18 protein-coding genes and 2 pseudogenes are annotated in these 25,392 nt (G+C 72.1%); 4 read left to right on the top strand and 16 right to left on the bottom strand.

Annotated elements, in window-relative coordinates:
- Positions 1-2 precede the first annotated feature (2 nt).
- Positions 3-2,081, top strand: coding sequence for a sulfatase (locus AB0P24_RS34900; RefSeq protein WP_365801168.1), 2,079 nt, complete (start codon positions 3-5; stop codon positions 2,079-2,081).
- Positions 2,082-2,248: 167 nt separating this feature from the next.
- Positions 2,249-4,003 (top strand): sulfatase, encoded by a 1,755-nt coding sequence (locus AB0P24_RS34895; RefSeq protein WP_365801214.1) that lies wholly within the window; start codon positions 2,249-2,251, stop codon positions 4,001-4,003.
- Here the strand turns inward: AB0P24_RS34895 and AB0P24_RS34890 are convergent.
- The 3 genes from AB0P24_RS34890 to AB0P24_RS34880 form a co-directional block, all read right to left on the bottom strand.
- Complete coding sequence (locus AB0P24_RS34890; protein WP_365801166.1) at positions 3,940-4,776, bottom strand: alpha/beta hydrolase; 837 nt, start codon at positions 4,774-4,776, stop codon at positions 3,940-3,942. The genes AB0P24_RS34895 and AB0P24_RS34890 overlap by 64 nt on opposite strands.
- Before the next feature lie 62 nt (positions 4,777-4,838).
- Entirely contained in the window at positions 4,839-5,558 is a 720-nt protein-coding gene (locus AB0P24_RS34885; RefSeq protein ID WP_365801164.1) for a class I SAM-dependent methyltransferase, read from the bottom strand.
- Between the two features lie 346 nt (positions 5,559-5,904).
- Entirely contained in the window at positions 5,905-7,407 is a 1,503-nt protein-coding gene (locus AB0P24_RS34880; protein ID WP_365801162.1) for an acyl-CoA synthetase, read from the bottom strand.
- A gap of 218 nt (positions 7,408-7,625) precedes the next feature.
- Here AB0P24_RS34880 and AB0P24_RS34875 point away from each other — a divergent pair, with 218 nt between their 5' ends.
- A complete protein-coding gene (locus tag AB0P24_RS34875; RefSeq protein ID WP_365801160.1) occupies positions 7,626-7,910 on the top strand; it encodes a hypothetical protein in 285 nt (94 codons plus the stop codon).
- A gap of 93 nt (positions 7,911-8,003) precedes the next feature.
- Here the strand turns inward: AB0P24_RS34875 and AB0P24_RS34870 are convergent, their stop codons facing one another.
- From AB0P24_RS34870 to AB0P24_RS34855, 4 genes are all read right to left on the bottom strand, one after another.
- Positions 8,004-9,557: an acyl-CoA synthetase gene (locus tag AB0P24_RS34870; protein WP_365801158.1), complete on the bottom strand. Its 1,554-nt coding sequence runs from the start codon at positions 9,555-9,557 to the stop codon at positions 8,004-8,006.
- The gene (locus AB0P24_RS34865) at positions 9,554-10,663 is read right to left on the bottom strand and encodes a nitronate monooxygenase family protein (protein WP_365801155.1); all 1,110 of its coding nucleotides are present in this window, start codon (positions 10,661-10,663) and stop codon (positions 9,554-9,556) included. The genes AB0P24_RS34870 and AB0P24_RS34865 overlap by 4 nt, the downstream gene beginning before the upstream one ends.
- Positions 10,664-10,925: 262 nt before the next feature.
- Positions 10,926-12,497 carry an NAD(P)/FAD-dependent oxidoreductase gene (locus AB0P24_RS34860; protein WP_365801153.1) on the bottom strand — a complete coding sequence of 524 codons (1,572 nt, stop codon included), beginning with the start codon at positions 12,495-12,497 and terminating at the stop codon, positions 10,926-10,928.
- A gap of 727 nt (positions 12,498-13,224) precedes the next feature.
- Complete coding sequence (locus AB0P24_RS34855) at positions 13,225-14,070, bottom strand: oxygenase MpaB family protein (RefSeq protein ID WP_365801151.1); 846 nt, start codon at positions 14,068-14,070, stop codon at positions 13,225-13,227.
- 341 nt (positions 14,071-14,411) lie between these two features.
- Here AB0P24_RS34855 and AB0P24_RS34850 point away from each other — a divergent pair, with 341 nt between their 5' ends.
- Entirely contained in the window at positions 14,412-15,119 is a 708-nt protein-coding gene (locus AB0P24_RS34850) for an MFS transporter (protein WP_365801212.1), read from the top strand.
- 165 nt (positions 15,120-15,284) lie between these two features.
- Here AB0P24_RS34850 and AB0P24_RS34845 read toward each other — a convergent pair whose 3' ends face one another.
- The 9 genes and pseudogenes from AB0P24_RS34845 to AB0P24_RS34805 all read right to left on the bottom strand — a co-directional run bounded on the left by AB0P24_RS34845 (position 15,285) and on the right by AB0P24_RS34805 (position 25,345).
- The gene (locus AB0P24_RS34845) at positions 15,285-15,476 is read right to left on the bottom strand and encodes a ferredoxin (protein WP_365801149.1); all 192 of its coding nucleotides are present in this window, start codon (positions 15,474-15,476) and stop codon (positions 15,285-15,287) included.
- A gap of 1 nt (position 15,477) precedes the next feature.
- A pseudogene (locus AB0P24_RS34840) lies at positions 15,478-15,630 on the bottom strand (rubredoxin); the annotation flags it as partial.
- 243 nt (positions 15,631-15,873) lie between these two features.
- Positions 15,874-16,524: pseudogene (locus AB0P24_RS34835) on the bottom strand (alkane 1-monooxygenase); the annotation flags it as partial.
- Between the two features lie 431 nt (positions 16,525-16,955).
- A complete protein-coding gene (locus tag AB0P24_RS34830; protein ID WP_365801147.1) occupies positions 16,956-18,701 on the bottom strand; it encodes an aldehyde dehydrogenase family protein in 1,746 nt (581 codons plus the stop codon).
- Positions 18,698-19,912, bottom strand: a complete 1,215-nt coding sequence (locus tag AB0P24_RS34825; RefSeq protein WP_365801145.1) for an FAD-dependent oxidoreductase — start codon at positions 19,910-19,912, stop codon at positions 18,698-18,700. The genes AB0P24_RS34830 and AB0P24_RS34825 overlap by 4 nt, the downstream gene beginning before the upstream one ends.
- Entirely contained in the window at positions 19,909-21,672 is a 1,764-nt protein-coding gene (locus AB0P24_RS34820; protein ID WP_365801143.1) for a GMC family oxidoreductase, read from the bottom strand. Before AB0P24_RS34820 ends, AB0P24_RS34825 begins: the two co-directional genes overlap by 4 nt.
- A gap of 125 nt (positions 21,673-21,797) precedes the next feature.
- Positions 21,798-22,973, bottom strand: a complete 1,176-nt coding sequence (locus tag AB0P24_RS34815; protein WP_365801141.1) for a helix-turn-helix domain-containing protein — start codon at positions 22,971-22,973, stop codon at positions 21,798-21,800.
- 574 nt (positions 22,974-23,547) lie between these two features.
- Positions 23,548-24,726, bottom strand: a complete 1,179-nt coding sequence (locus AB0P24_RS34810) for an acyl-CoA dehydrogenase family protein (RefSeq protein WP_365801139.1) — start codon at positions 24,724-24,726, stop codon at positions 23,548-23,550.
- 94 nt (positions 24,727-24,820) lie between these two features.
- Entirely contained in the window at positions 24,821-25,345 is a 525-nt protein-coding gene (locus tag AB0P24_RS34805; RefSeq protein ID WP_365801137.1) for a cupin domain-containing protein, read from the bottom strand.
- Between the last annotated feature and the right edge of the window lie 47 nt (positions 25,346-25,392).

The following is a 25,392-nucleotide window of genomic DNA, read 5'->3' as shown; positions in this document are numbered from 1 at the left end:
GGGTGTCGCACCTCACGCCCCCTCGCCAGCAACTGGACACGGACGCGGACGCGTCTGCGCCGGACCGGCTGGAGGAGGCATCACCCGCACCGGCGGCAACCGGCTCCGAGCCGAGCGCCGAGACGGACACAGGCCCGACGGACGACGAACCGGAGGCCGGGCCCGAGCCCGAGCCCGGACCCCGGGCGGAGGCCGAGCCCGGACCCCGGGCGGAGGCCGAGCCCGGACCCCGGGCGGAGGCCGAGGCCGGACCCCGGGCGGAGGCCGAGGCCGGGGCGAGCGGTGACGGAGAGCCGTCCGGGGCGGCCGAGGAGTCCGCCGGGCCCGCCGTCGACGACCGCGCCGGAGCCGAGGCCGCCGGGCCCGCCCCGGCCGAGGACGGAACCGGGACAGCCGTCCAGGGCGCCCCCGCCGCCGGCTCCGCCCGTACCGGCTGGTTCCGGCGGCGTCGGCTGCACCCCCGTGCCGCGGCCTTCGTGCGGGTGGGCACGACCGTCCTGGCCGCCGTGTTCGTGCTCGTGGCGATCCTCGTGCCCGACCGCCTCGACCGGCTCGCTCTCCAGAACTTCCTCCGCCTCCCCGTCGAGGCGCTCTTCCTGGCGATCGTCCTGCTCGCACTGCCGTCGAGGGCACGGCGGATCGCGGCCGTCGTCTCGGGGGCGCTGATCGGCCTGTCCACCGTCCTGAAGTGCCTCGACATGGGCTTCTACCAGACCCTGGCCCGGCCGTTCGACCTGGTCTTCGACTGGGTTCTGCTGACCGACGCGGCGGACTGGGTGAAGGACTCGTTCGGCCACACGGGCGAGGTTCTCGCGGTGATCGGCGTGATCGTCCTGATCGTCGCCGTGCTCGTGCTCAGCGCGCTCGCGATGGTGCGGCTGGCGAACGTGCTGGCCCGCCACCGTGCCGTGGCGGTACGCACCACGCTCGTCCTGGGCGTCGTGTGGGTCACCTGCTTCACGCTGAGCGTGCAGTTCACCGGTGTCCCGTTCGCCACCCAGGGCTACAGCCAGTTCCTGGCCAACCGTGTGAAGTACGTCCGCGAGGGGCTGGGGGACGCCGACGTCTTCAAGAAGCAGCTCGTCGTCGACGCCTATGCCGACACGCCGTCCGACCGGCTACTGACCGGGCTTCGGGGCAAGGACGTGCTGTTCACCTTCATCGAGAGCTACGGCCGGGTGGCGATCGACGATCCGGCGATGGCACCGGAGATGGACGCGACGCTGGCGGAGGGGAACGCCCGGCTCAAGGCGGCCGGGTTCGCGGCGCAGAGCGGCTGGCTCAGGTCGCCCGTCACGGGCGCCGGCAGCTGGCTCGCCCACTCGACGTTCCTGTCCGGTCTGTGGGTCAAGAACCAGCAGCGGTACCGGACCCTGACGACCAGTGACCGCGCGACCCTGACCAGCTACTTCCAGAAGACCGGCGCCTGGCGCACGGTGGGCATCGTCCCGGGCGTGCGCAAGGCCTGGCCCGAGGGCAAGTACTTCGGCCTCGACCACATCTACGACTCCACGCACCTCGGCTACCAGGGCCCGTACTTCAGCTGGACGCCGGTGCCGGACCAGTTCAGCCTGGAGGCCTTCCAGAAGCTGGAGCACGGGAAGAAGAACCGCGACCCGATCATGGCGGAGATCATCCTGGCCTCCAGTCACAACCCCTGGTCCCCCATCGCTCACATCATCGACTGGAAGGACCTCGGGAACGGCAGGATCTTCTACAAGATCAAGAAGGAGGGCACCAACCCCACGGAGGTCTGGAAGAGCGCGCAGCGCGTGCGGACCGAGTACCGCAAGGCGATCCAGTACTCCGTGGACAGCCTGACCCAGTGGGTCCAGCGCTATGGCGACGACAACACGGTCCTCGTCTTCCTCGGCGACCACCAGCCCGTCCCGACGGTCACGGGCGGCGGCAACACCAGCAGGGACGTGCCGATCACCATCGTCGCCCGCGACCCGAAGGTCCTGGCGCGCGTCTCCGGGTGGGGCTGGACGGACGGGCTGAAGCCCGCGGACAACGCACCGGAGTGGGCCATGAACCAGTTCCGGGACCGCTTCCTGAAGGCGTTCGGGCCGCAGGGCTGAGTTCGCCCGGGTGGCCGGCAGGCCAGACGTCCGCCCCGGCGGCACGCCGGGGCGGCACGGGGCGTTCGCGGTCACACTCTGTGCATACGATACGGCGTCGATCATGCACACGGTGTCATGACGGTCGCACGGAAGGACCTCCGGTGCCGCACCCCACGCCCGCCCGGTTGCCGGACACCGGAGCCACGCCGACCGGTGCGGGGGGTGCGGGCGGCCGGCCGCGAAGGCATCCGCGTGTCGCCCGGACCGTCACGGCCGGGACGACCGTCCTGGCCGCCGCCCTGCTCCTGGCCGCGCTGCTGCTGCCGGACCGGCTCGAAGAGCTCAGGCCCGAGTCGTTCCTGCGGCTCCCGGCCGAGGGGATCGTGCTGATGGCGGTCCTGCTGGTGCTGCCCGGGCGGGCGCGGCGCGTCACGGCGGTGCCGGCGGGCGCGGCGCTGGGGGTGCTGACCCTGGTGAAGTGCCTGGACATGGGCTTCTACCAGGTGCTGCAACGGCCGTTCGACCTGGTGCTCGACTGGATCCTGCTGGACGACGCGGCGGACTACCTGCGGGAGTCCTTCGGCCGGACCAGCGAGGTGCTCGCGATCACCGGGGCCCTGCTCCTGGCCGCGGCCGTGCCGGCCGTGACCGCCCTCGCGCTGGTACGGCTCGCCGAGCGGCTGGCGCGCCGGCGCCCCCGAGCAGGTCGGACGGCCCTTGTCCTGGCCGTCACCTGGGTCACCTGTGCCACCTTCGGCCTCCGGGCCGGCGGCGCGCCCGTCGCCGCCACGCTCGACGCCCAGTTGGTGGACGAGCGGGTGCGGGCGGTGCGCGCCGGTCTGGCGGACGCGCGGGTCTTCGCGGCGGAGGCCGCCGTCGACGCCTTCGCGAGCACTCCGCCGGACCGGCTGCTGACGGGGCTGCGCGGCAAGGACGTGCTGTTCACGTTCGTCGAGAGCTACGGCCGTACGGCGATCGAGGACCCGGCGATGGCGGGGCCGGTCGGCGCGGTCCTCACCGAGGGCGCCGCCTCCCTCAGGGCGGCCGGTTTCGAGGCGCGCAGCGGCTGGCTGCGCTCCCCGGTGCTGGGGGCGGGCAGCTGGATGTGCCACGCCACGCTGCTGTCCGGGCTGTGGATCAACAACCAGCGGCGTTACCGCAACCTGGTCTCCGGCGACCGGACGACCCTCGGCGCGTACTTCCGCAGGACGGGCGCGTGGCGCACGGTCGGCGTCGTCCCGGGCGTCCGCAAGGCCTGGCCGGAGGCCCGGTTCTTCGGCCTCGACCGCTCCTACGACTCCACGCGCCTCGGCTACCACGGCCCGTACTTCAGCTGGACGCCCGTCCCCGACCAGTTCACGCTGGAGGCCTTCGACCGCCTGGAGTACGGCAGGAAGAACCGGCGCCCGATGATGGCGGAGATCATCCTGGCCTCCAGCCACCAGCCCTGGGCGCCCCTGCCGCGCATGATCGACTGGAAGGACCTCGGCGACGGCTCGGTCTTCGGGCCCATCCGGCGGGCGGGCAAGGACCCGGCGGAGGTCTGGAAGGACACGGAGCGCGTGCGCACCGAGTACCGGGTCTCGATCGAGTACTCGCTGCGCAGCCTGTTCGGGTTCATGCGGCGCCACGCCCGCCAAAACACGGTCCTGGTCTTCCTGGGCGACCACCAGCCCCGCCCGGAGGTCGTCGCGGGCAGCCCGCGCCGGGACGTCCCCGTCACGATCGTCGCCCGGGACCCGGCGGTCCTGGACCGGGTCGCCGGCTGGGGCTGGACGCCGGGCCCCAAGCCCGCCGCCGACGCGCCGATCTGGGCGATGGACCGGTTCCGCGACCGCTTCCTGACGGCGTTCGGACCGCAGGACCCGACTCCGGCTCAGGCGTCCAGGAAGCCGACGGTGCGGCGGACGAACCACTCGGGGTCGTCGAGCCAGGGGTAGTGACCGGCGCCGGGCTGTACGGCGACCTCGGCGTGCGGGAAGGCCTCCGCGGTCCGCCGGGCCAGGGCGGGGCCGGGTCCGCCGTCGAGTTCTCCGGCGTACACGAGGACCGGCGCGGCGAGGGCGCGCAGGGCGGCCCGGGTGGTGTCCGGGGTGAAGGCGCCCTCGGCGAAGTACCGGTCGGCGGCCTCGTCGTTGGTCTGCTCGCCGGTGGCCGCGACATGGGCCCTGGCGGCAGCGTCCCAGCGGCCGTGGAAGAAGGGCATGAACACCTCGTCGAAGTCCCCGGAGCCGGTCAGCCATGCCTCCAGCGCGGGGAACGCTCCCTCGAACCAGGGCTCCGCGGCCCGCAGCCGGGCCGCCGCCAGCCGCTCCTCGGGGGTGGCGTGCAGGCCCAGAGCCGAGGGGTTGCCGGTGATCAGGGCGAGCCGCCGCACCCGGTCGGGATGGGCTGCCGCGTACAGGATCGCCAGACTCGCGCCCGCCGAGTGCGCCAGTACGTCCATGTGGTCGAGCCCCATGTGGGCCCGCAACATCTCCACGTCGTCGACCAGTCGGTCGCAGCGGTACGACGCCGGGTCGGCGGGCGTCGCGGAGTCGCCGGTCCCCCGCAGGTCGAGCAGGATCAGCCGGCGACGGGCGGTTAGACCGCCGAGGTCGCCGAGGTAGGCGGAGGCGCGCATGGGGCCGCCGGGCAGTACGACGAGCGGTTCGCCCTCGCCTCTGACGTGACAGGCGAGGCGGGTGCCGTCCGCCGCGGTGAAGGTGGGCATGGCGCCGATCTTCGGGGACGGCGGCGCGGTGCCGCAACGGATTTGGCCGGACGGCCTCGGGTTCAGGGACTCGCCTGCGGCTTGCTCACCCGGAACACGAACTGCCCGCAGAACGTGAGCTTGCGGAGGTTCACCAGGGCCGGGTCCCGCTTGCCCTTGCGGGCCCAGGCGTCGATCTCCGTGTTGAGCGGCGACTCCTTGCGCCAGAACTGACCGTACTCCTGCCGCCGCGAGCCGTGGTAGGTGCGCATGATCAGGGTCACGCCGTCGAGGGAGGGCCGGATCTCCTCCAGGGCGAGCCCGGCCTCCTCGACCAGCATCCGGAACCCGTAGGGCGTGTAGTTCCAGAGGCTGAAGGAGTGGTAGGGCTCGAACTGGGAGGTGCTGCCGATGAACAGCCCGCCCGGGCGCAGCACCCTGCTCACCTCCGCGAGCAGTTCCCTGGGCCGCGCCACGTGTTCGAAGACCTGGTGGGAGTAGACGAGCGGCACGGCGTCGGAGCGGAACGGCAGGTTGACTCCGTCGAAGTGCACCACGCTGTCGTCGCCGGGCCCGCGCTGGGCGGCCTCCGGTGAATCGCGGATGTCGACCCCCACCCACCGGACGCCGGAGTGGTGCTTGCGGAAGAGTCCGGCCGAGGTGCCGCGCCCGCAGCCGAGGTCGACCACCCGGTCCGGTCGCCGCGGCGAGCTCATGGCTTCGTCGAGGTAGTAGCGGGAGGTGACCTGGCGGGCGTGGTCGTCGGGGATGCAGTCGCGCATGAGTTCCCACAGGGTCGACATGGCACCAAGTTACGGAGGCGCCCTTCTTCGGGCCACCTCCGGGCGGGCGTCCGGGACGGCCGTCATCCCTTGGGGCGAACGGGGGTGCGCCGCCGGCGGGACCGGCCGGCCGGTGCCGGACAGGTCACGGGCGGCCGGCAGGTGGCCGGAGCGCGGCGTCCCGCAGGGGCCCGGGACGCCCGCGAGTGCGCCGAGGGGGCGGAAGGCGGCAGCCCGTGTCTGCTGTGTGCGCGTCACCGGTGAACGGCGGACGTGGTGCCGGGACCGCACAAGGTACGGGTCCGGATTTCTCGGGTCCGCCTGGGAGCCCCGGCCCCGAACCTGACGGGAGTCGCTTCCCGGCCTCTCACGAGGAGGGGCCGAACCGCTCGCGCAGTTCCCGCTTCAGGATCTTCCCGCTGGCGTTGCGGGGCAGCTCGTCCACGAACAGGACCCGCTTGGGCGCCTTGAAGGCGGCCAGCTTCTCCTTCACATGGGCGATCAGCCCGGCCTCGTCGATCTCGCCGCGCGGGACGACGACCGCCGTGACCGCCTCGATCCAGCGCTCGTCGGGCAGGCCGATGACCGCGGCCTCGGCGACCGCCTCATGGGTGTAGAGGGCGTCCTCGACCTGCCGTGAAGCGACCAGCACGCCACCGGAGTTGATGACGTCCTTCACCCGGTCGACGATCGTGTAGTAGCCGTCGGCGTCGCGCACCGCGAGGTCGCCGGAGCGGAACCAGCCGTCCCGGAAGGCCTCTTCGGTCTCCTCGGGCTTGTCCCAGTAGCCCTCGCACAACTGCGGTGAGCGGTAGACGATCTCACCGGGGGTGCCGTCGGGCACGTCCTCGCCGTCCTCGCCGACCACGCGGGCCTCCACGAACAGGACGGTGCGGCCGCAGGAGTCCAGCCGCCCCTTGTGCTCCTCGGGCGCGAGCACGGTGGCGAGGGGTCCGATCTCGCTCTGCCCGAAGCAGTTGAACAGGGCGAGGTCCGGCAGCCGTTCACGCAGCCGCTCCAGGACCGGCACCGGCATGATCGACGCCCCGTAGTAGGCCTTGCGCAGTCCGGCGAGGTCGCGGGTGGCGAAGTCGGGCCGGTTGGAGAGCCCGATCCACACGGTGGGCGGCGCGAACAGGCTGTCCACCTCGCCGGCCTCGATCAGGTCGAAGAGGGTGTCGCCGTCCGGCCCGTCGAGGATGATGTTGGTCGCGCCCACCGCCAGGTAGGGCAGCAGGAACACGTGCATCTGCGCCGAGTGGTAGAGCGGCAGCGCGTGCGCGGGCCGGTCCCCGGCACTCAGGTCGAGGGCGGCGATCGCGCTCAGGTACTCGTGCACCAGCGCCCGGTGGGTCATCATCGCGCCCTTGGGCAGCGCGGTGGTCCCGGAGGTGTAGAGCAGTTGCACCAGGTCCTCGGTGCGCGGTTCGGGCCCGTCGTACGGCGCCGCGTCCGTGAGCCGGGCGAGCAGCGAGCCGTCGGCGTCGCGCAGCGGCAGCGCCGGTACGCCGTCGGGGAGCCGGCCGGCGAGGTCGGGGTCGGCGAGGACCAGCGAGCTGCCCGACTGGGCGACGATGTAGGCGAGGTCGTCGCCGGTCAGGTTCTGGTTGACCGGGACGTGGACCAGGCCGGCGCGGGCGCAGGCGAGGAAGGCGATCAGGTAGGCGTCGGAGTTGTGGCCGTAGGTGCCGACCCGGTCACCGCGGTCGAGGCCCTGGCCGAGCAGTACGCTCGCCGCGCGCGAGACGGCGGCGTCGAGTTCCTGGTACGTCCACCGCCGCTCGCCGTAGCGCACCGCGACCCGCGCGGGAGTGCGCCGGGCGCTGCGCCGCAGTACCCCGTCCACCGTGCTGCCCTGTCCCTGCGTCATGACTCATGATCCTCGGCCCGTCGCCGGGACAGGTCAAGCGACCGCGGAGGAAGCACCGAAAACCCATGGGGCCGTTCGCTCGCCTTCTGCCTCCCGCTCGGGGCCTGGACGGCCGGACCGGGCGGGAGCACACGGGAGTGGCCCATGGCCGCCCAGTGGTTCGGCGTGCGCATTCCCGTCAAGACCCCGCCGGCCGGGGCGTATCGCCGACGCGCGCCTTGGCCGACGAGCACCACTTCGGCGCGGCACCGGTCGACGCCGTCATCTGCCCCGGCCCCCGCGCCGTCTGCGCCGAACTGCTCCTGGCCGAGGGGCGGCACGCCGAGGCGGCGCGGCTGCCGGCCGCGGTCGGGGACTGGCTGGACATGCGGGACCGGCGCAACCCGGCCTGGTGCCCGGGGCGGTTGCGGCCGGCGTCCGCGCTCGCCCCCGTCGCCCCCGAAGAAGCCGTCGGTCATGCCGAGGAAGCCGTGTCCCGGGCCCGGGAGTCCGGTGCCGCCTAGGCCGTCGGGCAGGCGCTGTGCGTGCTTGCCGAGGTGACCGGCGGTCGGCCTGTGGCCCTTCACCACCCGCGTCCCTGAGGCGCCGGGTGCGGGTCACACCGGCCGGGTGCGTCCCTCCCAGTAGGGGTCCCGCAGCCGCCGCTTGTAGAGCTTGCCGTTGGGGTCGCGGGGCATCTCCGCGATGAAGTCGACGGTCTTCGGGCACTTGTAGCCGGCGAGTTGCCCGGCGCAGTGGGCGAGGAGTCCGGCGGCGAGGTCCGGGCCGGGCTCGTGTCCGGGGGCGGGTTCGACGACGGCCTTCACCTCCTCGCCCCAGTCGTCGTGCGGGATGCCGAAGGCGGCGGCATCGGCGACGGCGGGATGGGAGAGGAGCACGGACTCGATCTCGGCGGGGTAGATGTTGACCCCACCCGAGATGATCATGTCGATCTTGCGGTCGCGGAGGAACAGGTAGCCGTCCTCGTCGAGGTAGCCGAGGTCGCCGACGGTGAAGAAGTCACCGATGCGGTTCTTCTTCGTCTTGGCCTCGTCCTTGTGGTAGGCGAAGCCGCCGGTGTTCATCTTCATGTAGACGGTGCCGAGTTCGCCGGGCGGCAGCCGGTTGCCGTCGTCGTCGAAGACCGCGAGTTCGCTGATGGGCCAGGCCTTGCCGACCGTACCGGGCTTCTTCAGCCAGTCCTCGGCGGTGGCGAAGGCGCCGCCGCCCTCGCTGGCCGCGTAGTACTCCTCCACGCTGGGGCCCCACCAGTCGAGCATGGCCCGCTTGACGTGGTCCGGGCAGGGGGCGGCGCCGTGGATGGCGTGCCGCATGGAGGAGACGTCATAGCGTGCCCGCACATCCTCGGGGAGGGCGAGCAGGCGGTGGAACTGGGTGGGGACCATATGGGTGTGGGTGCACTTGTGTGCGTCGATCAGGCGGAGCATCTCCTCGGGCGTCCACTTGTCCATGAGGACGAGACGGTGGCCTATGTGGAGGGAGGCGCCGGCGAACTGGAGTACGGCCGTGTGGTAGAGCGGCGAGCAGACCAGGTGGACGTTGTCGTCGAAGGGCCGGATGCCGAAGATGCCGAGGAAGCCGCCGAGGTAGGCCTCCTCGGGGAGCCTGCCGGGCAGTGGGCGGCGGATGCCGCGGGGGCGGCCCGTCGTCCCCGAGGTGTAGTTCATGACCCAGCCCAGTTCGCGGTCCGCGGGCGCCGACCCGGGCTGTCCGTCGAGGAGTTCGGCGTACGGCCTGAAGCCCTCGACCGCGCCGATCGCGTACCGGTGGGTGGCCGGGAGGCCGGCCTCGTCGGCGGCGTGCCGGGCCGGGCCGGCGAACCGTTCGTGGGCGAGGAGCACCTTGGCACCGGAGTCGGCGACGATCCAGGCGATCTCCGGGCCGACGAAGTGGTGGTTGACCGGGACCAGGTAGAGGCCGGCCTGGGTGGCGGCCAGGTAGGCGGTGACGAACTCGGGCCCGTTCGGCAGGACGACCGCGAAGGCGTCGCCCCGTTCCAGGCCCGCGGCCCGCAGGCCGTGGACGAGCTGGTTGGTGGCCGCGTGCAGACGGCCGGCGGTCCATTCCTCGCCGTCGGGTGCGACGAGGACCGTGCGGTCGGGGTCCAGGGTGGCCTGGGCCCAGAATCCGGCGGGGGGCGTGCTGGTCACGTGCCGCTCCTTCCGGCGATGCGGTTGATGCGGTCGACGGCCTGCTCGAAGCCCCGGGTGAGGTCGTCGAAGACCGCCTGGACGCTGCGTTCGCTGGTCATGCGGCCGACGATCTGGCCGACAGGGGTGCCGAGCAGGGGCTCGACCTCGTACTTCTGGATGCGGGTGAGGGCCTCGGCGACGAGCAGGCCCTGCAAGGGCATGGGGAGGGTGCCCGGGCCGTTCGGGTCGTCCCAGGCGTCGGTCCACTCGGTGCGCAGCTGGCGGGCCGGTTTGCCGGTCAGGGCGCGGGAGCGGACCGTGTCGCCGGAGCCGGCGGCGAGGAGTTTGCGGGTCACGGCGGGCGAGGAGAGATCGGCCTCTGTGGTGGTCAGCCACATGGAGCCCAGCCACACTCCCTGGGCGCCGAGGCTCAGCGCGGCGGCCACCTGCGGCCCGCTGCCGATGCCGCCCGCCGCCAGTACGGGCAGCGGGTCCACGGCGTCGACGACCTCCGGGGTGAGCACCATGGTGGCGATCTCGCCGGTGTGGCCGCCGGCCTCGTAGCCCTGGGCCACGACGATGTCGATGCCCGCGTCCCGGTGCTTCACGGCGTGCCGGGCGCTGCCGGCCAGGGCGGCGACCAGGATGTCCTGGTCGTGGGCGCGGTCGACGACGTCGGCGGGCGGCGAGCCGAGGGCGTTGGCGAGCAGCCGGATCGGATAGTCGAACGCGACGTCGAGCTGGGTCCGGGCGACCTGCTCCATCCACCCGGTGATGCGCCAGCCGGACGCCTCGCCGTCGGCGAGCCCGGGCACGCCGTACTTGGCCAGGGTGTCCCGTACGAACTGCCGGTGGCCTTCCGGGATCATCGCCTCGACGTCGGCCTCGCTGACGCCCTCCACCTTCTTGGCGGGCATGACGACATCGAGTCCGTACGGCTTCCCGTCGACATGCGCCTCGAGCCAGTCGAGGTCGCGTTTGAGGTCGTCGGGGGCGGTGTAGCGGACCGCGCCGAGCACTCCGAAACCGCCGGCCCGGCTGATGGCCGCGGCCACGGCGGGAAACGGCGTGAAGCCGAAGACGGCGTGCTCGACTCCCAGGGCCTTGCTCAACTCCGTCTGCATGGGCGCAGGATGCCGCAGTCGCGCGGCCGAAGGAAGAGGTTTTCTGATGCCCCGTCAGATTCTTTGGGTTCCCGGCCGGATTTCCCTGCCGCCCTCGCCCGGCGCCGGTACCCGTCCGGCCCGCCGTCCCTCCCCGGCGGGCGAGGTCTCCCTGATCACGTGCCGGCGCGCCGGGCCAGTGATGATCACGGATCGCTGCCGACCAGCACCGCCCAGCTCGTCCGCCACCGCGGTGAGGTGACCGCGTCCTCGTCGCGCCCGGTCAGCTGTCGCCCTGTTCCAGTACCGCCATCGCCGCGTTGTGCCCCGGCACCCCGCTCACCCCTCCCCCGCGCACCGCGCCCGCCCCGCACAGCAGGACGTTGGCGTGCCGGGTCTCCACGCCCCAGCGGCCGGTGCCGTCCTGGGCGTGGGGCCAGGAGAGGTCGCGGTGGAAGATGTTGCCGCCGGGCAGGCGCAGGTCGCGTTCGAGGTCCAGGGGGGTCTTCGCCTCGATGCAGGGGCGGCCGTGGGCGTCGAGGGCCAGGCAGTCGGCGATCGGCTCCGCGAGGTGGGCGTCGAGCTGGGCGAGGGTGGACTTGAGGAGTTCGTCGCGCACGGCGTCGTTGTCGGCGGTGAAGAGCCGGGCCGGGGTGTGCAGGCCGAAGAGCGTGAGCGTCTGGTAGCCGCGTTCGGCCAGGTCACGGCCGAGGATCGTGGGGTCGGTCAGGGAGTGGCAGTAGATCTCCGAGGGCGGGGCGGCGGGGAGCCGGCCGGCCGCCGCCTGGGCGTGGGCGGTGGCCAGTTGCTCGTAGCCCTCGGCGATGTGGAAGGTCCCGGAGAACGCCTCACGCGGGTCGACGGCGGTGTCGCGCAGCCTGGGCAGCCGCTTGAGCAGCATGTTCACCTTCAGCTGGGCGCCCTCGGCGGGCTCCGGAGCCGGGTCGCCGGTGAGGGCGGCGAGTTCCTGCGGGGAGGCGCCCACCAGGACGTGCCGGGCGGCGGCGACGCCCTCCCCGTCGGCGGTGCGGTAGGCGACCTCGGCGGCGCGGCCGTCCGTCTCGATCCGTACCGCCTCGTGCCCGGTGGCGAAGACCGCGCCCGCCGCGCGCGCGGCGGCGGCCAGCGCGTCGGTGAGGGCGCCCATGCCGCCGACCGGCACGTCCCAGGCACCGGTGCCGCCGCCGATGACGTGGTAGAGGAAGCAGCGGTTCTGGCGCAGGGAGGCGTCGTGGGCGTCGGCGAAGGTGCCGATCAGCGCGTCCGTGAGGACGACCCCGCGGACCAGGTCGTCCGTGAAGTTCTCCTCGATCGCCACCCCGATCGGCTCCTCGAACAGCGCCCGCCAGGCCGCCTCGTCGTCGATCCGGCGGCGCAGTTCGTCGCGCGCGGGCAGCGGTTCGGTGAGCGTCGGGAAGACGCGCTCGGCGACCCGGCCGGTCATGCCGTAGAACCGCTGCCACGCCTGGTACTCGGTCTTGCCCCCGGTCAGCCGTTCGAACGCCTCGCGGATCCGCCGCTCGCCGCCGCCGACCAGCAGCCCGGTCGGCCGCCCGTCGCGCTCCACGGGCGTGTACGAGGAGATGGTGCGGCCGCGGACCCGGAAGTCCAGGCCGAGGTCGCGGACGATCTTCCTCGGCAGCAGACTGACCAGGTAGGAGTAGCGGGACAGCCGCGCGTCGACACCGGCGAAGGGGCGGGTGGAGACGGCGGCGCCGCCGGTGCGGCCCAGCCGCTCCAGCACCAGCACGGTGCGGCCGGCCCGGGCCAGGTAGGCGGCCGCGACGAGGCCGTTGTGGCCGCCGCCGACGATGATGGCGTCGTAGGTGCGCGAGATTTCGGTGGCAGCGGGCATGGTTCTTCGTAACACATGATGATCTAGGCGGGTAAGAGGCGTGCCGGTGCGCTCCGCCGGGGGGCCGCTTTCGAGGCGCGGGGGGCGTACGTCGTATGTACGTGCGGGCCGGATGTGGCTGGGCGCGCGGTTCCCCGCGCCCCTGTGGGGCGCGTGGTGGGGGCGGTTTTGAAGCCGGCCTCCTGACGCGCGCTGCCGGCGCGCTACCGCCGCCCTCCGGTACGGCTCGACCGCCTCGGCGCCCCGCCCCAGCTGCTCCAGGCAGTGCGCCTCGCCGTTGCGGCCGGCCAGGGTGTCCGGGTGGGCGGAGCCGGGGACGCGTTCCCGGGCGGAGGCGACGCGCCGGTACGCGGTCAGCGCGTCCGGCCGGCCGCCGAAGGCGCAGCTCCTCACCGTGCCGACGGTGACGCCGCGGCGGGAGAGCGCGGCGGCCGCTCTCGCCTCGCGCCTGAACCTGCTCCCGCAGGACGCGGGTGAACGCCTGGTCCTGGTGCGGGCCGAACGGTTTGAGGCGCTTCACGGCGACCTGCCGGCCGAGGGACTCGTCGCGGGCCCGCCACACCTCTCCCGCCCCGTCCCGCCCCGCCCCGCCCGATCAGGTCGAGCAGCCGGTACCGCCGCTGGACCAGCCTGCTGTCAGCCCTCGCCTCCAGCTCCGCCGCCCCGCAGGGCGCCGTCCGGGTCCGGCCGCGCCGTGACGCACCCCCCACTCGTCCAGTACGGCGGCCTATCGCCCGACTTTGTACGGTGCGGGGCGTGCGTCCGGGCCGAGCCTCGCCATGGCGCGCAGGATGTGTTTGGGCGGGAGTTGCCAGCGCAGACGTGCGGGAACGCAGCGCAACAGGGAGCCGGTGGCGCGCAGCCGGCGGGTGACGACCGCCGGTTCGGGGGCCGGTCTGCCGTACAGCTCATGGGCGTACGGCGGCAGGGAGGCGTACGCCAGATGTGCCACGCGCCGCCACAGCACCTCGCGCGCCGGTATCAGGAGGGGGTGCGTCGGCGGGCGGAGCAGGAAGTCGTCCACGACGCGTGCGTCGGCCCCGGCGGCGAGCCGCGGCCGCATCTTCTCGAAGTAGGCGGCCATCTCCGCGCGGTCGCCGGGTACGACGGCGGGGTCGAGCCCCACCAGGCGGGCGCTGACCCGGTGTTCGGCGAGGTAGCGGTCGGCCTGGGCGTCGGTGAGCGGGAAGCCGGAGCGGCGGACGACGTGCAGATACGAGTCGATCTCGGCGCAGTGCACCCACAGCAGCAGGTCGGGCTCGTCCACGCCGTAGCGTTCGCCGGTGTCCGGGTCCGTCGCGCCGAGCATGCTGTGGATCTTCCGGATCCGGGCTCCGGCCCGCTCGGCGGCCTCGCTGGTGCCGTAGGTCGTGGCGCCGACGAAGTCGGCGGTGCGCAACAGCCTGCCCCAGGCGTCACGCCGGAAGTCGGAGTTCTCCAGCACGCCGCGCACCGCGCGCGGGTGCAGCGCCTGCAGGTAGAGCGCACGGACGCCGGCGACCCACATCATCGGGTCGCCGTGCATCTGCCAAGTCACGGAGTCGGGGGTGAAGAGCCCCGTTTCAGCGTCCATACCGGCAGTGTGACCAGGATTCTTGGTTGGCATCAAGCAACGATTGTGACCTGCGCTGCTGCCAACTAGGTTCAGCAACTGGCGGTACGAAATCAGAGAGACAGTCGGCACTTTGGTACAGCGCAGGTCACGGAGTGTTTCACCGGGGGCACGGGGGGCCATGTGCCCTCCTGGCGGAAGGCTCCCTCGGGTGCGACCGACGGACTTCAGCCAGAATGACTTCGGCCGACCGAGAACGCAGCGACCCGACCGCCGCGGACTCACGTCCGGCCTTCTCGGTATGTCCCAAGCAGGAGCGGCCGTGGTCGGCGTGATCGTCACCGGATCGACGCCCCTTGCCGGTGGCGATGTGCGTACGGGGCGCCTTCGCCGTCCTGGCCTGCCTGTGGTTGGTGGCACGCCTCCCGGACCGGCCGGCCACCGCCGATGCCCGGACCGCGTTCGGCCTGCGGGAGCTGGGGCGGACGTTCTGGGTGAATCCCGTCCGGCATCCCGACTTCGGCTGGTCCTGGATCAACCGCCTCCTCATCTTCATGTCGATCTCGTCCGTCCTGAATTACCGGCTCTACTACCGGACGGACACCATCGGCCTGTCGGACGACAGGGCGAAGGAGCTGATCCAGATCTCGACCGGCATTCAGACGGTGCCGGTCCTCCTGGCCTCGTACGCGGCGGGGTGGCTATTGAACCGGGGCGTGCGACGCCGGGTGTTCGTCTTCGTGTCGGCGCTCATCGCCGCGGTCGGCCTGCCGGCGCTCACCGTCAACCGCAGCGAGACGGGCTTCCTGATCGCGATGGTCCTGGTGAGCCTCGGCGAGGGCACCTGCTTCGCGGTCGACCTGGCCTTGGCCACCGAAGTCCTGCCGGACAGCGACCACGCCGCGGGCAAGGACCTCGGCGTCTTCGACCTGGCGAACCAGCTTCCCCGGTCGCTCGCCCCGGCCTTCCCCGCCATCGGAGGAGGAGACAACTACACCGCCTTGTACACGGTCGGCACGATCTGCGCGGTAGTTGGTGCGTTCGCCATCCTGCGGGTGCGCGTCCGGTGACTTCCGGCCTGTTCAACGTGATGCGGACCTGCCGCCCGCGGGCTGCCGGGCAATGCGCCCGGGAGCCCGCGGGCGGGGGTGTCGGTGCCGCAGTGGCGCCCGCGATCGCGAGGCGCCACAGGGCCCACGAAGTGGTTTCCCGTGGACGCTGCGGGGACGCTGCCGTCAGGTTTCCAGGCGCAGCGCGGACACCGGGCACGATCTCACGGCGGAGTCCACGAGCGGGCGGTCCTGTTCCCGGGGGTGGTCGTCGAGCAGGACTACCTGGCCGTCGTCACCGACTTCGAAATAGCGGTCGGCCATGGCCTCGCACATGCCGAGGCCCTCGCATTTGTGCAGGTCGGCGAGAATACGCATGTCAGGCCTCCTCAGTGGCCAGAGGGACGAAGTCGACCTTTTCGCGGACACCGCAGTCCGGGCAGGTCCAGTCGTCGGGGATCTGCGACCACGGGGTGCCGGCGGCGAACCCCTCCAACTCGTTGCCCTCGGCCACGAGATAGGTGTGGCCGCAGCCGGGGCAGCGGGCGGCCTCGACGTTGTCCGTGAAGGTACCGGCCGAGTGGTCGACGCCGCCGGCGGTGGCGGGTGCGCCCGCCGGCGTGGGGTACTGGGCGAGCAGTTTCCCGAGCTTGCCGGGCTGGACGTTTGCGCGGCGGATGTCACCCCGGAAGTGGGAGACCACCAGGGGGTCCATGAGCCGCCGGAACAACGGCGGGAACAGAGCGACGACCATCATGCCGGTGTACCCGGTCGGCAGGACGGGGCTCTCCTCGAAGTCGCGCAGGGTCTGGAAGCGCCGGGTGGGGTTGGCGTGGTGGTCGCTGTGGCGCTGCAGGTGGTAGAGCAGGACGTTGGTGGCGATGTTGTTGGAGTTCCAGGAGTGTGCCGGCGTGACCCGCTCGTAGCGCTGCTTGCTGCCGTGGGCGACCTTCCGCCGGAGCATCCCGTAGTGCTCCATGTAGTTGACAACCTCGAGCAGGGAGAAGCCGAACACGGCCTGGATCGCCAGGTACGGCAGCACGCCCGCGCCCAGCCACCCGGTCACCGCGCCCCACAGGACGACGGTCATGAGCCAGGCGTTGATGACGTCGTTGCCGAGACGGAACGGGTGCGTGTCGCGGCGCTTGTAGCGCTTGCGCTCGACCTGCCAGGCGCTGCGCAGCGAGCCGGACACGGTGCGCGGCCAGAAGCGGTAGAAGCTCTCTCCCATCCGGCTCGACGCCGGGTCCTCGGGCGTGGCGACGCGGACGTGATGACCGCGGTTGTGCTCGATGTAGAAGTGGCCGTAGGCGCACTGGGCGAGCGCGATCTTGCCGAGCCATCGTTCCAGGTCGTCCCGTTTGTGTCCCAGTTCGTGCGCGGTGTTGATGGCGACACCGGCCACGGTGCCGAGCGTGAACGCCATGCCGATACGGCCCTGGACCGAGACGCCGCCGGTCGCGATGACCCACATGCCGTAGACGAAGCCGCCGTACTGCAAGGGCAGATAGAGGTACGTCACCCAGCGGTAGTAGCGGTCCTCTTCGAGCGCGTCGATGACGGCGTCGGGCGGGTTGGTCGGGTCGTTGCCCGCTACGAGGTCGACGAGCGGAACGACGGCGAGCAGCACGACGGGCCCGAGCCACAGGAACAGGTCGGTTCCGGTGAGTGCGCGCAGCGCGCCGGCGAGGAAGGGCAGCAACGGGACGACCAGGCCCAGCGGCCAGAGGTAGCGCTTCCGGTCCTGCCAGACCTCCTTCCCGTCGATCGGAGCGGGGAGTGGGAAGGTCTTCACGACGCCTCCTTGAGGAACGGACAACGGGGTGGGGGGGAAGAAGAGGGAAGAAGCCGGTGTACTCAGCCGCGCAGCGCGGAGAGGAAGATGCCCGGCAGAACGGACCAGCGGGGACGTGCGGCGAACGAGACCAGGCGGCGGCCGGTGGTGGCCGCCGTACGGTTGTCCACGAACCACGGCGGCTTCGGGGAGATGGTCCACTCGCCGTGGAGAACCGACCTGGGTGCGGGGCGGAACGGCCCCCGGACCACCGTGCGTTCGACGTCGGCCAGTAGTCCGGCGTTGTGTACGACGCCCCGCCCGCTCTGGATGTCATCGAGTGGGTGTCCGGGGAAGGCGCCCCAGGTCGCGTACGGGACCAGGTAGCCGACGCCGGTCCACGCGTTGACGCCGATCGTTCCGTAGTGGAGGGCCTGGACGGCATGGTCGAAGTCGCCGCGCAGGTCGCGACGCGTCCGGGGGTCGATGACGATGTTCGCGCCCAGCGTGCCCCGCAGGCGGTCGTTCGCCGCCGATACGGCCGAGTGCAGGAAGTAGGCTCCCGTGCCGTCGAGCTCGGCGACGCCGAGGACCGGACCGAAGTACTCCGTCCGGAAGGCGGTCTCCGAGTCGTCGGACAGGTCGAGGGAGGGCAGCAGGGTGCGGCCCGGTGCGCCGCCCACGCACTCGGCCATCTCGTGCAGTGCGCGGGCGCGGGAAACACGCTCCTCGGTGCCCGGGTACCAGGCGGGTCGCTGGGGCGCGGCCGAGAGAGCGGCCCGGAGCTCGTCGAGGAAGGCGTCCTTCTGCGGCCAGTCGCGGCTGACGATCACGACCTGGGCCGCGATGCAGTTCGAGCCGCCGTTGTGCAGACGCTGGGTCGCCACGTGGCGGGCCTGGTGGCGCAGGTCGGCGCGGGACCATCGGCCGGGCTGCACGATGACGGGCGCGACTCCGCCCAGCTCGCTCGTGACGGGCTTGTCGAGCAACGGGACACCGGCCGCCTTCGCCGCCGTGCCCCTCTCTCCCGGTCCCCAGACGATGGCGTCGTGCGTCGCCTCGCTGCCCGTCATGTGCACGGCGCCGATGCCGGGATGCCGGACGAGGGCGCTGCCGACATCCGCGCCTCCGGCGACGACGACCACCGCCCCCAGCTCGATGAACGGCGCGAACACGGCCTCCAGGACGGGCCGGAGCGGGTCGGTGACCGGGTTCGGTTTGAGCGCCACGACGCGGTTCATGGCGTACAGCTGGTAGAGCGTGTCCAGCGGGGCGATGGAGAGGATGTTGCCGGCGCCGAGGACGAGGGCCCGTCCCCGGGTGCGGGAGGGATCGCGTTGGGCCAGGCCGGCGGTGCTTCTGAGGTGCTCCGGCGTCACGCCGGGCCGGGTCCAGACCTCTGCCGAGAACCCGTTGAGCAGCAGGCGGTCGTGGATCCCGTGCGGGAGGACCTCGACCGCGGTGCGTCCCCCGGGTGCGGGCCGGGTCGCGAATCCCGAGAGCGGGTCCTCGCCCTTTTCGAGCCGCGCCAGGGTGTCAGCGAGGGCGCGTGCGTATCCGAGCACGGCCCAGGGACCGGAGATCCATTCCTCACCCATGAGCGGTGAGCCGGGCCGCAGTCCCTTGATGCGTCCCGCGATCTCGACCCACTCCTCGGCATGGCGGGCGACGAGCGCGATCAGGTCGGTCAGCAGGCGCCGTCGGTGGCCGAGTGTCAGACCGGACCAGGTCTGTTCGCCCTGTTCAAGGGCTGAGACGGCGCGTTCCACCGAGGCGTGCGCCGCGAGCGGGTCTTCCGCGTCGGCCGGCCGGCGGTGCTGGATCGTCATGCGATTCCCCCCACGCGTGCGGGCGCGCCCGCGAATTCGAGTGCCGCCGCCCATGGCGTACGGCGCGCGATCATGGCCCGGTACTTCATGGTCTTCCGGGGCTGGTCGAGAGTCAGCGCCCCCACGAGGCGGTCTCCTGCCCGGTAGAGGGCCGACCAGGAGCCGCCGTCCGGGTCGCCGACGACACATACCTCGTCGGCCGCGCAGACGCCGACCATCTGGATGCGCGAGCCGTACCAGTCCGACCAGAAGTAGGGCACCGCGGACACGGCGGTCGCCCCGGCCGGGTCGACCGCATGGCGTCCCGCGGCGGCGCCGAGTTCGGCTGCCGCCGCCCAGTTCTCCAGCCGCATCGCGGTGCCGAACAGCGGATTGTGCCAGCGGGCCACGTCACCGGCGGCGTAGACGCCGGGTGCCGCGCGCAGTGTCTCGTCGCAGAGGACGCCGTCGCGGACGGTGAGCCCCGAATCCGACAGCCAGCCGGTAGCCGGCCGGGCGCCGATGCCGACGAGGACCAGGTCCGCCGTCAAGGCCGAGCCGTCCGTCAGCTCGACCCGCTTGCCGTCCGGCCCTTGGCGCACCGCCCGGACCGACACACCGCAGCGCAGGTCGACGCCCGCACGGGCGTGCAGTGCGGCCAGCGCCGGGGCGATCACCGGCCCGGCGGCCCGTACGAGCGGTACTTCGGCCGCCTCGACGATCGTCACGGCCGCGCCTCGTGCGCGCAGGGCGGTGGCGACCTCGGCACCGATGAAGCCGCCACCGACCAGCACGGTGCGGGCGCCGGCAGCCACGTGGGCCCGGACCGCGTGCGCGTCGTCGAGGGTCCGCAGGGTGTGCACGCCCGCCATGCCCTCCGTACCCGCGAGGGCGACGGGTGAGCAGCCGGTGGCGATGACCAGTGCGTCGTACGGCACCGGGCGGCCGCCGACCACCACTTCCCGGTCGTCCAGGCGGAGGCCGCTCGCCGACTCTCCGAGACGGACGTCGACGCCCAGATCCGCGAGCGTGTGTGCGCCCGCGAGCGTGGGCACCGCGGGGTCCTCCTCGTCCTGGAGGAACGCCTTGGACAAAGGCGGCCGGTCGTACGGCATGTGGCGCTCGGCGCCGATCAGCGTGATCGGGCCCGCGTAGCCGCCGGCGCGGGCGCCCTCCACCGCTCGCAGCCCCGCCAGCGACGCCCCTACGACCACCAGTCCGGCCTCCCTCACGGGGTCAGCCCTCCCTTCCGGGAAGGGGCATGCGGCCGCAGGGCCGCCACCGCATGCGCCGGAACCGCCGCTCGACGGGGAGCCACGGCATCGAGGCGCCGGTACGGAGCGCCCAGCGGGGGCCGCGGATCCGGCTCTCCCCTGTTCGGCCACAGCGACATCGCGCGCTCGGCCTGGGCGGTGATCGTCAGCGACGGATTGACGCCCAGGTTGGCGGAGACCGCGGACCCGTCGACGACGTGGAGTCCGTCGTAGCCCCAGACCCGGTGGTACGGATCGATGACACCGTGCGCCGGGTCGTCGGAGATCGTGCAGCCGCCGATGAAGTGCGCCGTCATGGGGATGTCGAAGATCTCGCCGGTGCTGCCGGCGGCGATCCCGCCGATCTTCGCCGCGACCCGCCGGGCGGCGTCGTTGCCCGCGGGAATCCAGGTCGGGTTCGGCTCGCCGTGGCCCGGGCCCGACGTGAGCTTGAAGCGTCCGGCGCGCGTCCGCCGGCCGGATACCGTGATGGAGTTGTCCAGCGTCTGCATCACCAGCAGGATGATGGTCCGCTCCGACCAGCGCCGCGGGGAGAACCAGGTCAGGTTCCGCGGGTGCCGCAGTACCGTCCCCAACCAGGTGAGCCAGCGCGGCGCCCGGCTGTCGCCGTCGGTCAGCGCGTTCTGCAGCAGCGACATCGCGTTGCTGCCTCTGCCGTAGCGCACCGGCTCGATGTGCGTGTGCTCGTCCGGGTGGATCGACGAGGTGATGGCCACGCCCCTGGTGAAGTCGACGTCCTTGCGCAAGGACTTCGCACCGAGGATCGACTCGGAGTTCGTGCGCGTCAGCCGGCCGAGGCTCGGCGAGAGGTCCGGCAGTGAACCGGTGGCCCGGGCCCGGTGCAGCAGCCGCTGGGTGTTGTACGTGCCGGCGCTGACGATCACCTCCCGGGCCCGCCAGCCGCGCCCGTTCCTGCCGGGCCGCCGGGACCGGCCGGTGCGGACCGTTCGCACCTCCCACCCTCCATCGGCCGAGGGGCGCAGATCGGTGACGGTGGTCATCGGCACGACCCGGGCGCCCAGGCTCTCCGCGAGGTACAGGTAGTTCTGGTCCAGGGTGTTCTCGGCGCCGACCCGGCAACCCGTCATACAGGACCCGCACTCGGTGCAGGTGCGCCGGGCCGGGCCCGCACCCCCGAAATAGGGATCGGGGACGAGCGTGCCGGGTGCCGTTCCGGGCTCGCCGAAGAGGACGCCGACCGGGGCCAGGTGGAAGGAGGAACCGACGCCCATGTCCTCCGCGACCCCACGCAGCACGGTGTCCGCGGCGGTCACCGTCGGGTTCGGCGTGACGCCGAGCATGCGGCGCGCCTGGTCGTAGTGGGGCGCCAACTCGTCCTGCCAGTCGGTGATGTGCGCCCAGTGGCGGTCCTCGAAGAACGGCCGCGGCGGCTCGTACAGCGTGTTGGCGTAGTTCAGGGAGCCGCCGCCCACGCCCGCGCCGCCCAGGATGACGACATCCCGCAGCAGGTGGATGCGCTGGATGCCGTAGCAGCCCAGTCGCGGGGCCCACAGGAAGTTGCGGACGTCCCACGACGTCCGGGGAAGCGTCTCCTGCGTGCGGCGCGGGCCCGCCTCCAGGACGGTGACGCGGTATCCCTTCTCCGACAGGCGGAGGGCGCTCACGGATCCGCCGAAACCGGATCCGATGACGAGGACGTCGGTGTCGTAACCGTCGTCGTACTCGGCGGCCTGCGGCGTCGATGCGGGGTCGAACATGCGGTCCTCCGGGGAGAGTCGTGACGACCGCAAGTGTTCGTCTCGTGCCCCGGAGGGTCATCGGTCTGGAAACCGGATGTGCCGGTGCGCGACTGTTACGCGGCACAGCGCCGCGGTCGGCGCCGTCAGGGGTGTGGCGGCTGAGCAGGGCGCAGGACCGTACTGCCGAGCAGCAGGCAGGCCAGCAGGGCGACCTCCACGTCGATCCGGCCCTCCGAGAGCGGCCGGCCGCGGACTTCCTCCGCCTTGCGGATCCGGTACTGAATGGTGTTCTTGTGCAGATGCAGTTCGGCCGCGGCGGTGTTGAGGCTGTGCCCGCTGGACAGGTAGGCCCACACCGTTGCGCGCATGCGGGCGCAGTGCTCGTCGTCGGCGGCAAGACCGCCGAGCACCGACTGGACCCAGGCGCGCAGGTCCTCCACCTCTGCCCCCACCAGTGCGAGCGGGCCGAGCTGGGACGACACCATGAGGGGGCTCGCGTGCGCGGGATCCGCGGCCAGGGCGATGGACTGGGCCTGACGAGCCTGGCGATGGCTGAGGCGGAACCCGTCGAGCCCGGCCCCGGGTTCGCCCACGGCTGTTCGTACGCCGTCGGCCTCCTCACCCATGCGGTCGGCCACGGACACCGGATCGACGGCCGGGCAGGGAATCCAGGCCCAGAGGGTCGAGTCGTCCGGAGCGACGGACAGAACAGGCCGCGGCCCCGTGTCCAGAGCCGACGCCACCCGGGCCAGGTGACGCTCCAGGACGCCCAGACGGTCCGGCTCACCGGTCTCGCGGCCACACCACACGACCACACCCACCATGGGGAGCGTTGCCGGGAAGCCGCTCACCGCCTCCAGTTCCTCCGCATCGGAGTTTCTGCCGTCGAGCAGCGCCTGAACCCTTGCTAGCCGCAGAGTGTTGCGGTGCCGCATCCAGGTGTCCCGCTCCCTCAGGTATGCGGTGACAACCTGCTCGGACACTCGGTCGATGAACGAGAAGGTGAACGACGACAACGCCATCGCGGCGTCCGCGACCTCGTTCGCGGTGACGTCCCGGGCCGCGATCCAGGCGATGATCCGCTGATGGAAGGCCGCCTGCCCGATCCGGTAGGCCCGCAACATGGTGGTGATCGGAACGCCCTGCTGCGCGAGCCGCCGGGCGAACTCAAAGGCGACCGGAGGCGCCGGGAACTCCTCGGTCTGGTCGTCGGTACTCAGCGCACGCAGAGCCGACATGACATTGTCCAGCACCGTGCTCCGGAAGACCTCTGCGGTGCGCGGATCCTCGACGAGTTCCGGGAGGGTCGCCGTGATCACCAGATTCAGGGAGTCTGCCAGGTCTTCGACGTCCGGAAGCGCAGCGGAGGCTGCACAGCGGAGTGTGGCCGTCGTCGCAAAGGGCACAGCGCTCATCGTATGTGCGGCACCTGGCGGGGCTCAAATCTCATCTCGGCTCATCGATGACCGCCCGACCGGCAGACGAGCCGCGGCTGAGGTCACGCACCGGCCAGCCCATTGATAGGAGCGGGCCTTGGCCCAAGGCCCCTCAGCGTCGGGAAATCTGCACTGGACACTGGTAGAACACAGCGAGCGCGGATGCGGGGGCGCCGCTCGCCCGTGACCGACAGACCTCGACGGCCCGCCACGCCCACCTCCGATGTCATCCGTCGCCCGCGAACCCGCGAAGGGCATCTCCAAGATCCCCGTCGCAATGCCCGCTGCCGCTGGTCTACGTGCACGGGCAACCTCGGACGCGGCACCAGCGGCGAACTCACGAACCGGAAGACGGTGCCCACTCGATCTTGACCGACCGCAGGGCTACCGTCGCCACGGGAAATCCGGTGCCACCTGTCGACCGTATGTGACAACTGGCGTCGGTGGTCACAGCAGGCTAGCGCCGTACCCGTGGCATCCCCAGTCCGATCCACGAGATGATCTCCCGCTGGATCTCGTTGTTGCCGCCGCCGAAGGTGAAGATGACCGCCGAGCGGTAGCCGCGTTCCAGGTCGCCGTGGAGGACCGCGCCCGCCGAGCCCTCCTTCAGCGGCCCGGCCGCGCCGGCGACCTCCATCAGCCAGGCGTAGGCGTCGCGGCGTGCCTCGGAGCCGTAGACCTTGACGGCGGAGGCGTCCTGCGGGGTGAGGGTGCCCTCCTCGACGGCGCTCACCATCTGCCAGTTGAGGAGTTTCATGGCGTCGAGGCGGATGTGGGTCCGGGCGAGATGGCGGCGCACCCAGGGCAGGTCGATGACGCGGCGGCCGTCGGCGAGTTTGGTCTCCATGGCCCAGCGCTGCACGTCGTGCAGGGCGCGGATGGCCATGGTGCCGTGGGCGGCGAGGGTGACGCGCTCGTGGTTGAGCTGGTTGGTGATGAGCCGCCAGCCGTGGTTCTCCTCGCCGACCCGGCGGGAGACGGGGACGCGGATGTTCTCGTAGTAGCTGGCCGTGGTGTCGTGCGAGGCGAGGGTGTTGATGACGGTGCAGGAGTAGCCGGGGTCGGTGGTCGGCACCAGGAGCATGGTGATGCCCTTGTGCGGCGGGGCCTCGGGGTCGGTTCGGGTGGCGAGCCAGACCCAGTCGGCGGTGTCGCCGTTCGTGGTCCAGATCTTCTGGCCGTTGACGACGTACTCGTCGCCGTCGCGCACGGCCCGGGTCTTCAGGGCGGCGAGGTCGGTGCCGGCGTCGGGCTCGCTGTAACCGATGGCGAAGTCGATCTCGCCGGAGAGGATACGGGGCAGGAAGTACGACTTCTGCTCGTCGGTGCCGTACCGCATGATCGTCGGGCCGACGGTGTTCAGCGCCATGAGCGGGAGCGGCACGCCGGCCTGGGCGGCCTCGTCGAAGAAGATGAACTGTTCCATCGCGGTCAGGCCGCGGCCGCCGTACTCCTTCGGCCAGCCGACGCCGAGCCAGCCGTCGGCGCCCAGCCTCCGGACGGTCTCCCGGTAGAAGCGTTTCTGCGCGGCCGGGTCGGCGTAGCGGGCGTAGGCGTTGTCCGGCACCAGGCCGGCGAAGTAGGCGCGCAGTTCGGTGCGCAGCCGCTGCTGCTCGGGCGTGTGGTCGAGGTGCACGGCGCCTCCAGGCTCCCCAAGGGCGGTCCTGACGGCGCACACCGTAGAACGTGTTCCAGAAATTGGGAATGGCGGCGGCTCACCGCGCCCGCTGTCAGGACTGGCCGGGCGCCAGCGGGCTGCCGTGCAGGGAGCCGAGCACCCCGGGGCCCAGGATCCGCAGCAGCGGCTCGGTGAAGACGCCGTCCACGAGGACGAACGCCATCCGGGCCGCCGAGTCCGTGCGGTTCTCCCAGCGGTGGTCGGTGCCGCGCTGGATCACCACGTCCCCGGCCCGCAGCACCCGCTCGGAGTCGTCGAGGACGAGGACGACCTCGCCGTCCAGGACGATGCCGTAGTCCACCGTCTGGGTGCGGTGCGTCGGGGAGACACAGCCCGGCGGGAACTCGTTGACGCGGATCTTGGTGCCGCCGGGGGCCGGCGGCACCGTCAGGTCGCGTTCCGTGGGCTCGGCCTCGTCCGCCGCGACGGGTGCCGGCACGGAGTCGGTGTTCCACATCTCGTAGAAGACGGCGCCGTCGGGGGCGGTGCGGACGACGGGCGGCTCGCCGTCGGAGAGGAACACGGAGATGCCCGTCTCGTCGTGACCGGTGACGATCCGGCGGGGCGGCTGGCTCATGGCGGCGCTCCTCTTTGTGGCACACGGGAAGCTGGGAACGGGGCGGT

This window comes from Streptomyces sp. NPDC086519 (assembly GCF_040686075.1).
GTDB lineage: Bacteria > Actinomycetota > Actinomycetes > Streptomycetales > Streptomycetaceae > Streptomyces > Streptomyces shenzhenensis.
The sequence above is the reverse complement of the archived record's forward strand: the minus strand, read 5'-3'. Positions and strand labels throughout refer to the sequence as shown.

Coding starts and splice junctions, on each gene's coding strand:
- AB0P24_RS34805 (WP_365801137.1), bottom strand. CDS start 25,345: ATGAGCCAGCCGCCCCGCCGGATCGTCACCGGTCACGACGAGACGGGC.
- AB0P24_RS34880 (WP_365801162.1), bottom strand. CDS start 7,407: ATGACGCAGGGACAGGGCAGCACGGTGGACGGGGTACTGCGGCGCAGC.
- AB0P24_RS34845 (WP_365801149.1), bottom strand. CDS start 15,476: ATGCGTATTCTCGCCGACCTGCACAAATGCGAGGGCCTCGGCATGTGC.
- AB0P24_RS34820 (WP_365801143.1), bottom strand. CDS start 21,672: ATGTTCGACCCCGCATCGACGCCGCAGGCCGCCGAGTACGACGACGGT.
- AB0P24_RS34855 (WP_365801151.1), bottom strand. CDS start 14,070: ATGGACGCTGAAACGGGGCTCTTCACCCCCGACTCCGTGACTTGGCAG.
- AB0P24_RS34865 (WP_365801155.1), bottom strand. CDS start 10,663: ATGCAGACGGAGTTGAGCAAGGCCCTGGGAGTCGAGCACGCCGTCTTC.
- AB0P24_RS34860 (WP_365801153.1), bottom strand. CDS start 12,497: ATGCCCGCTGCCACCGAAATCTCGCGCACCTACGACGCCATCATCGTC.
- AB0P24_RS34830 (WP_365801147.1), bottom strand. CDS start 18,701: ATGACGATCCAGCACCGCCGGCCGGCCGACGCGGAAGACCCGCTCGCG.
- AB0P24_RS34885 (WP_365801164.1), bottom strand. CDS start 5,558: ATGTCGACCCTGTGGGAACTCATGCGCGACTGCATCCCCGACGACCAC.
- AB0P24_RS34890 (WP_365801166.1), bottom strand. CDS start 4,776: ATGCCCACCTTCACCGCGGCGGACGGCACCCGCCTCGCCTGTCACGTC.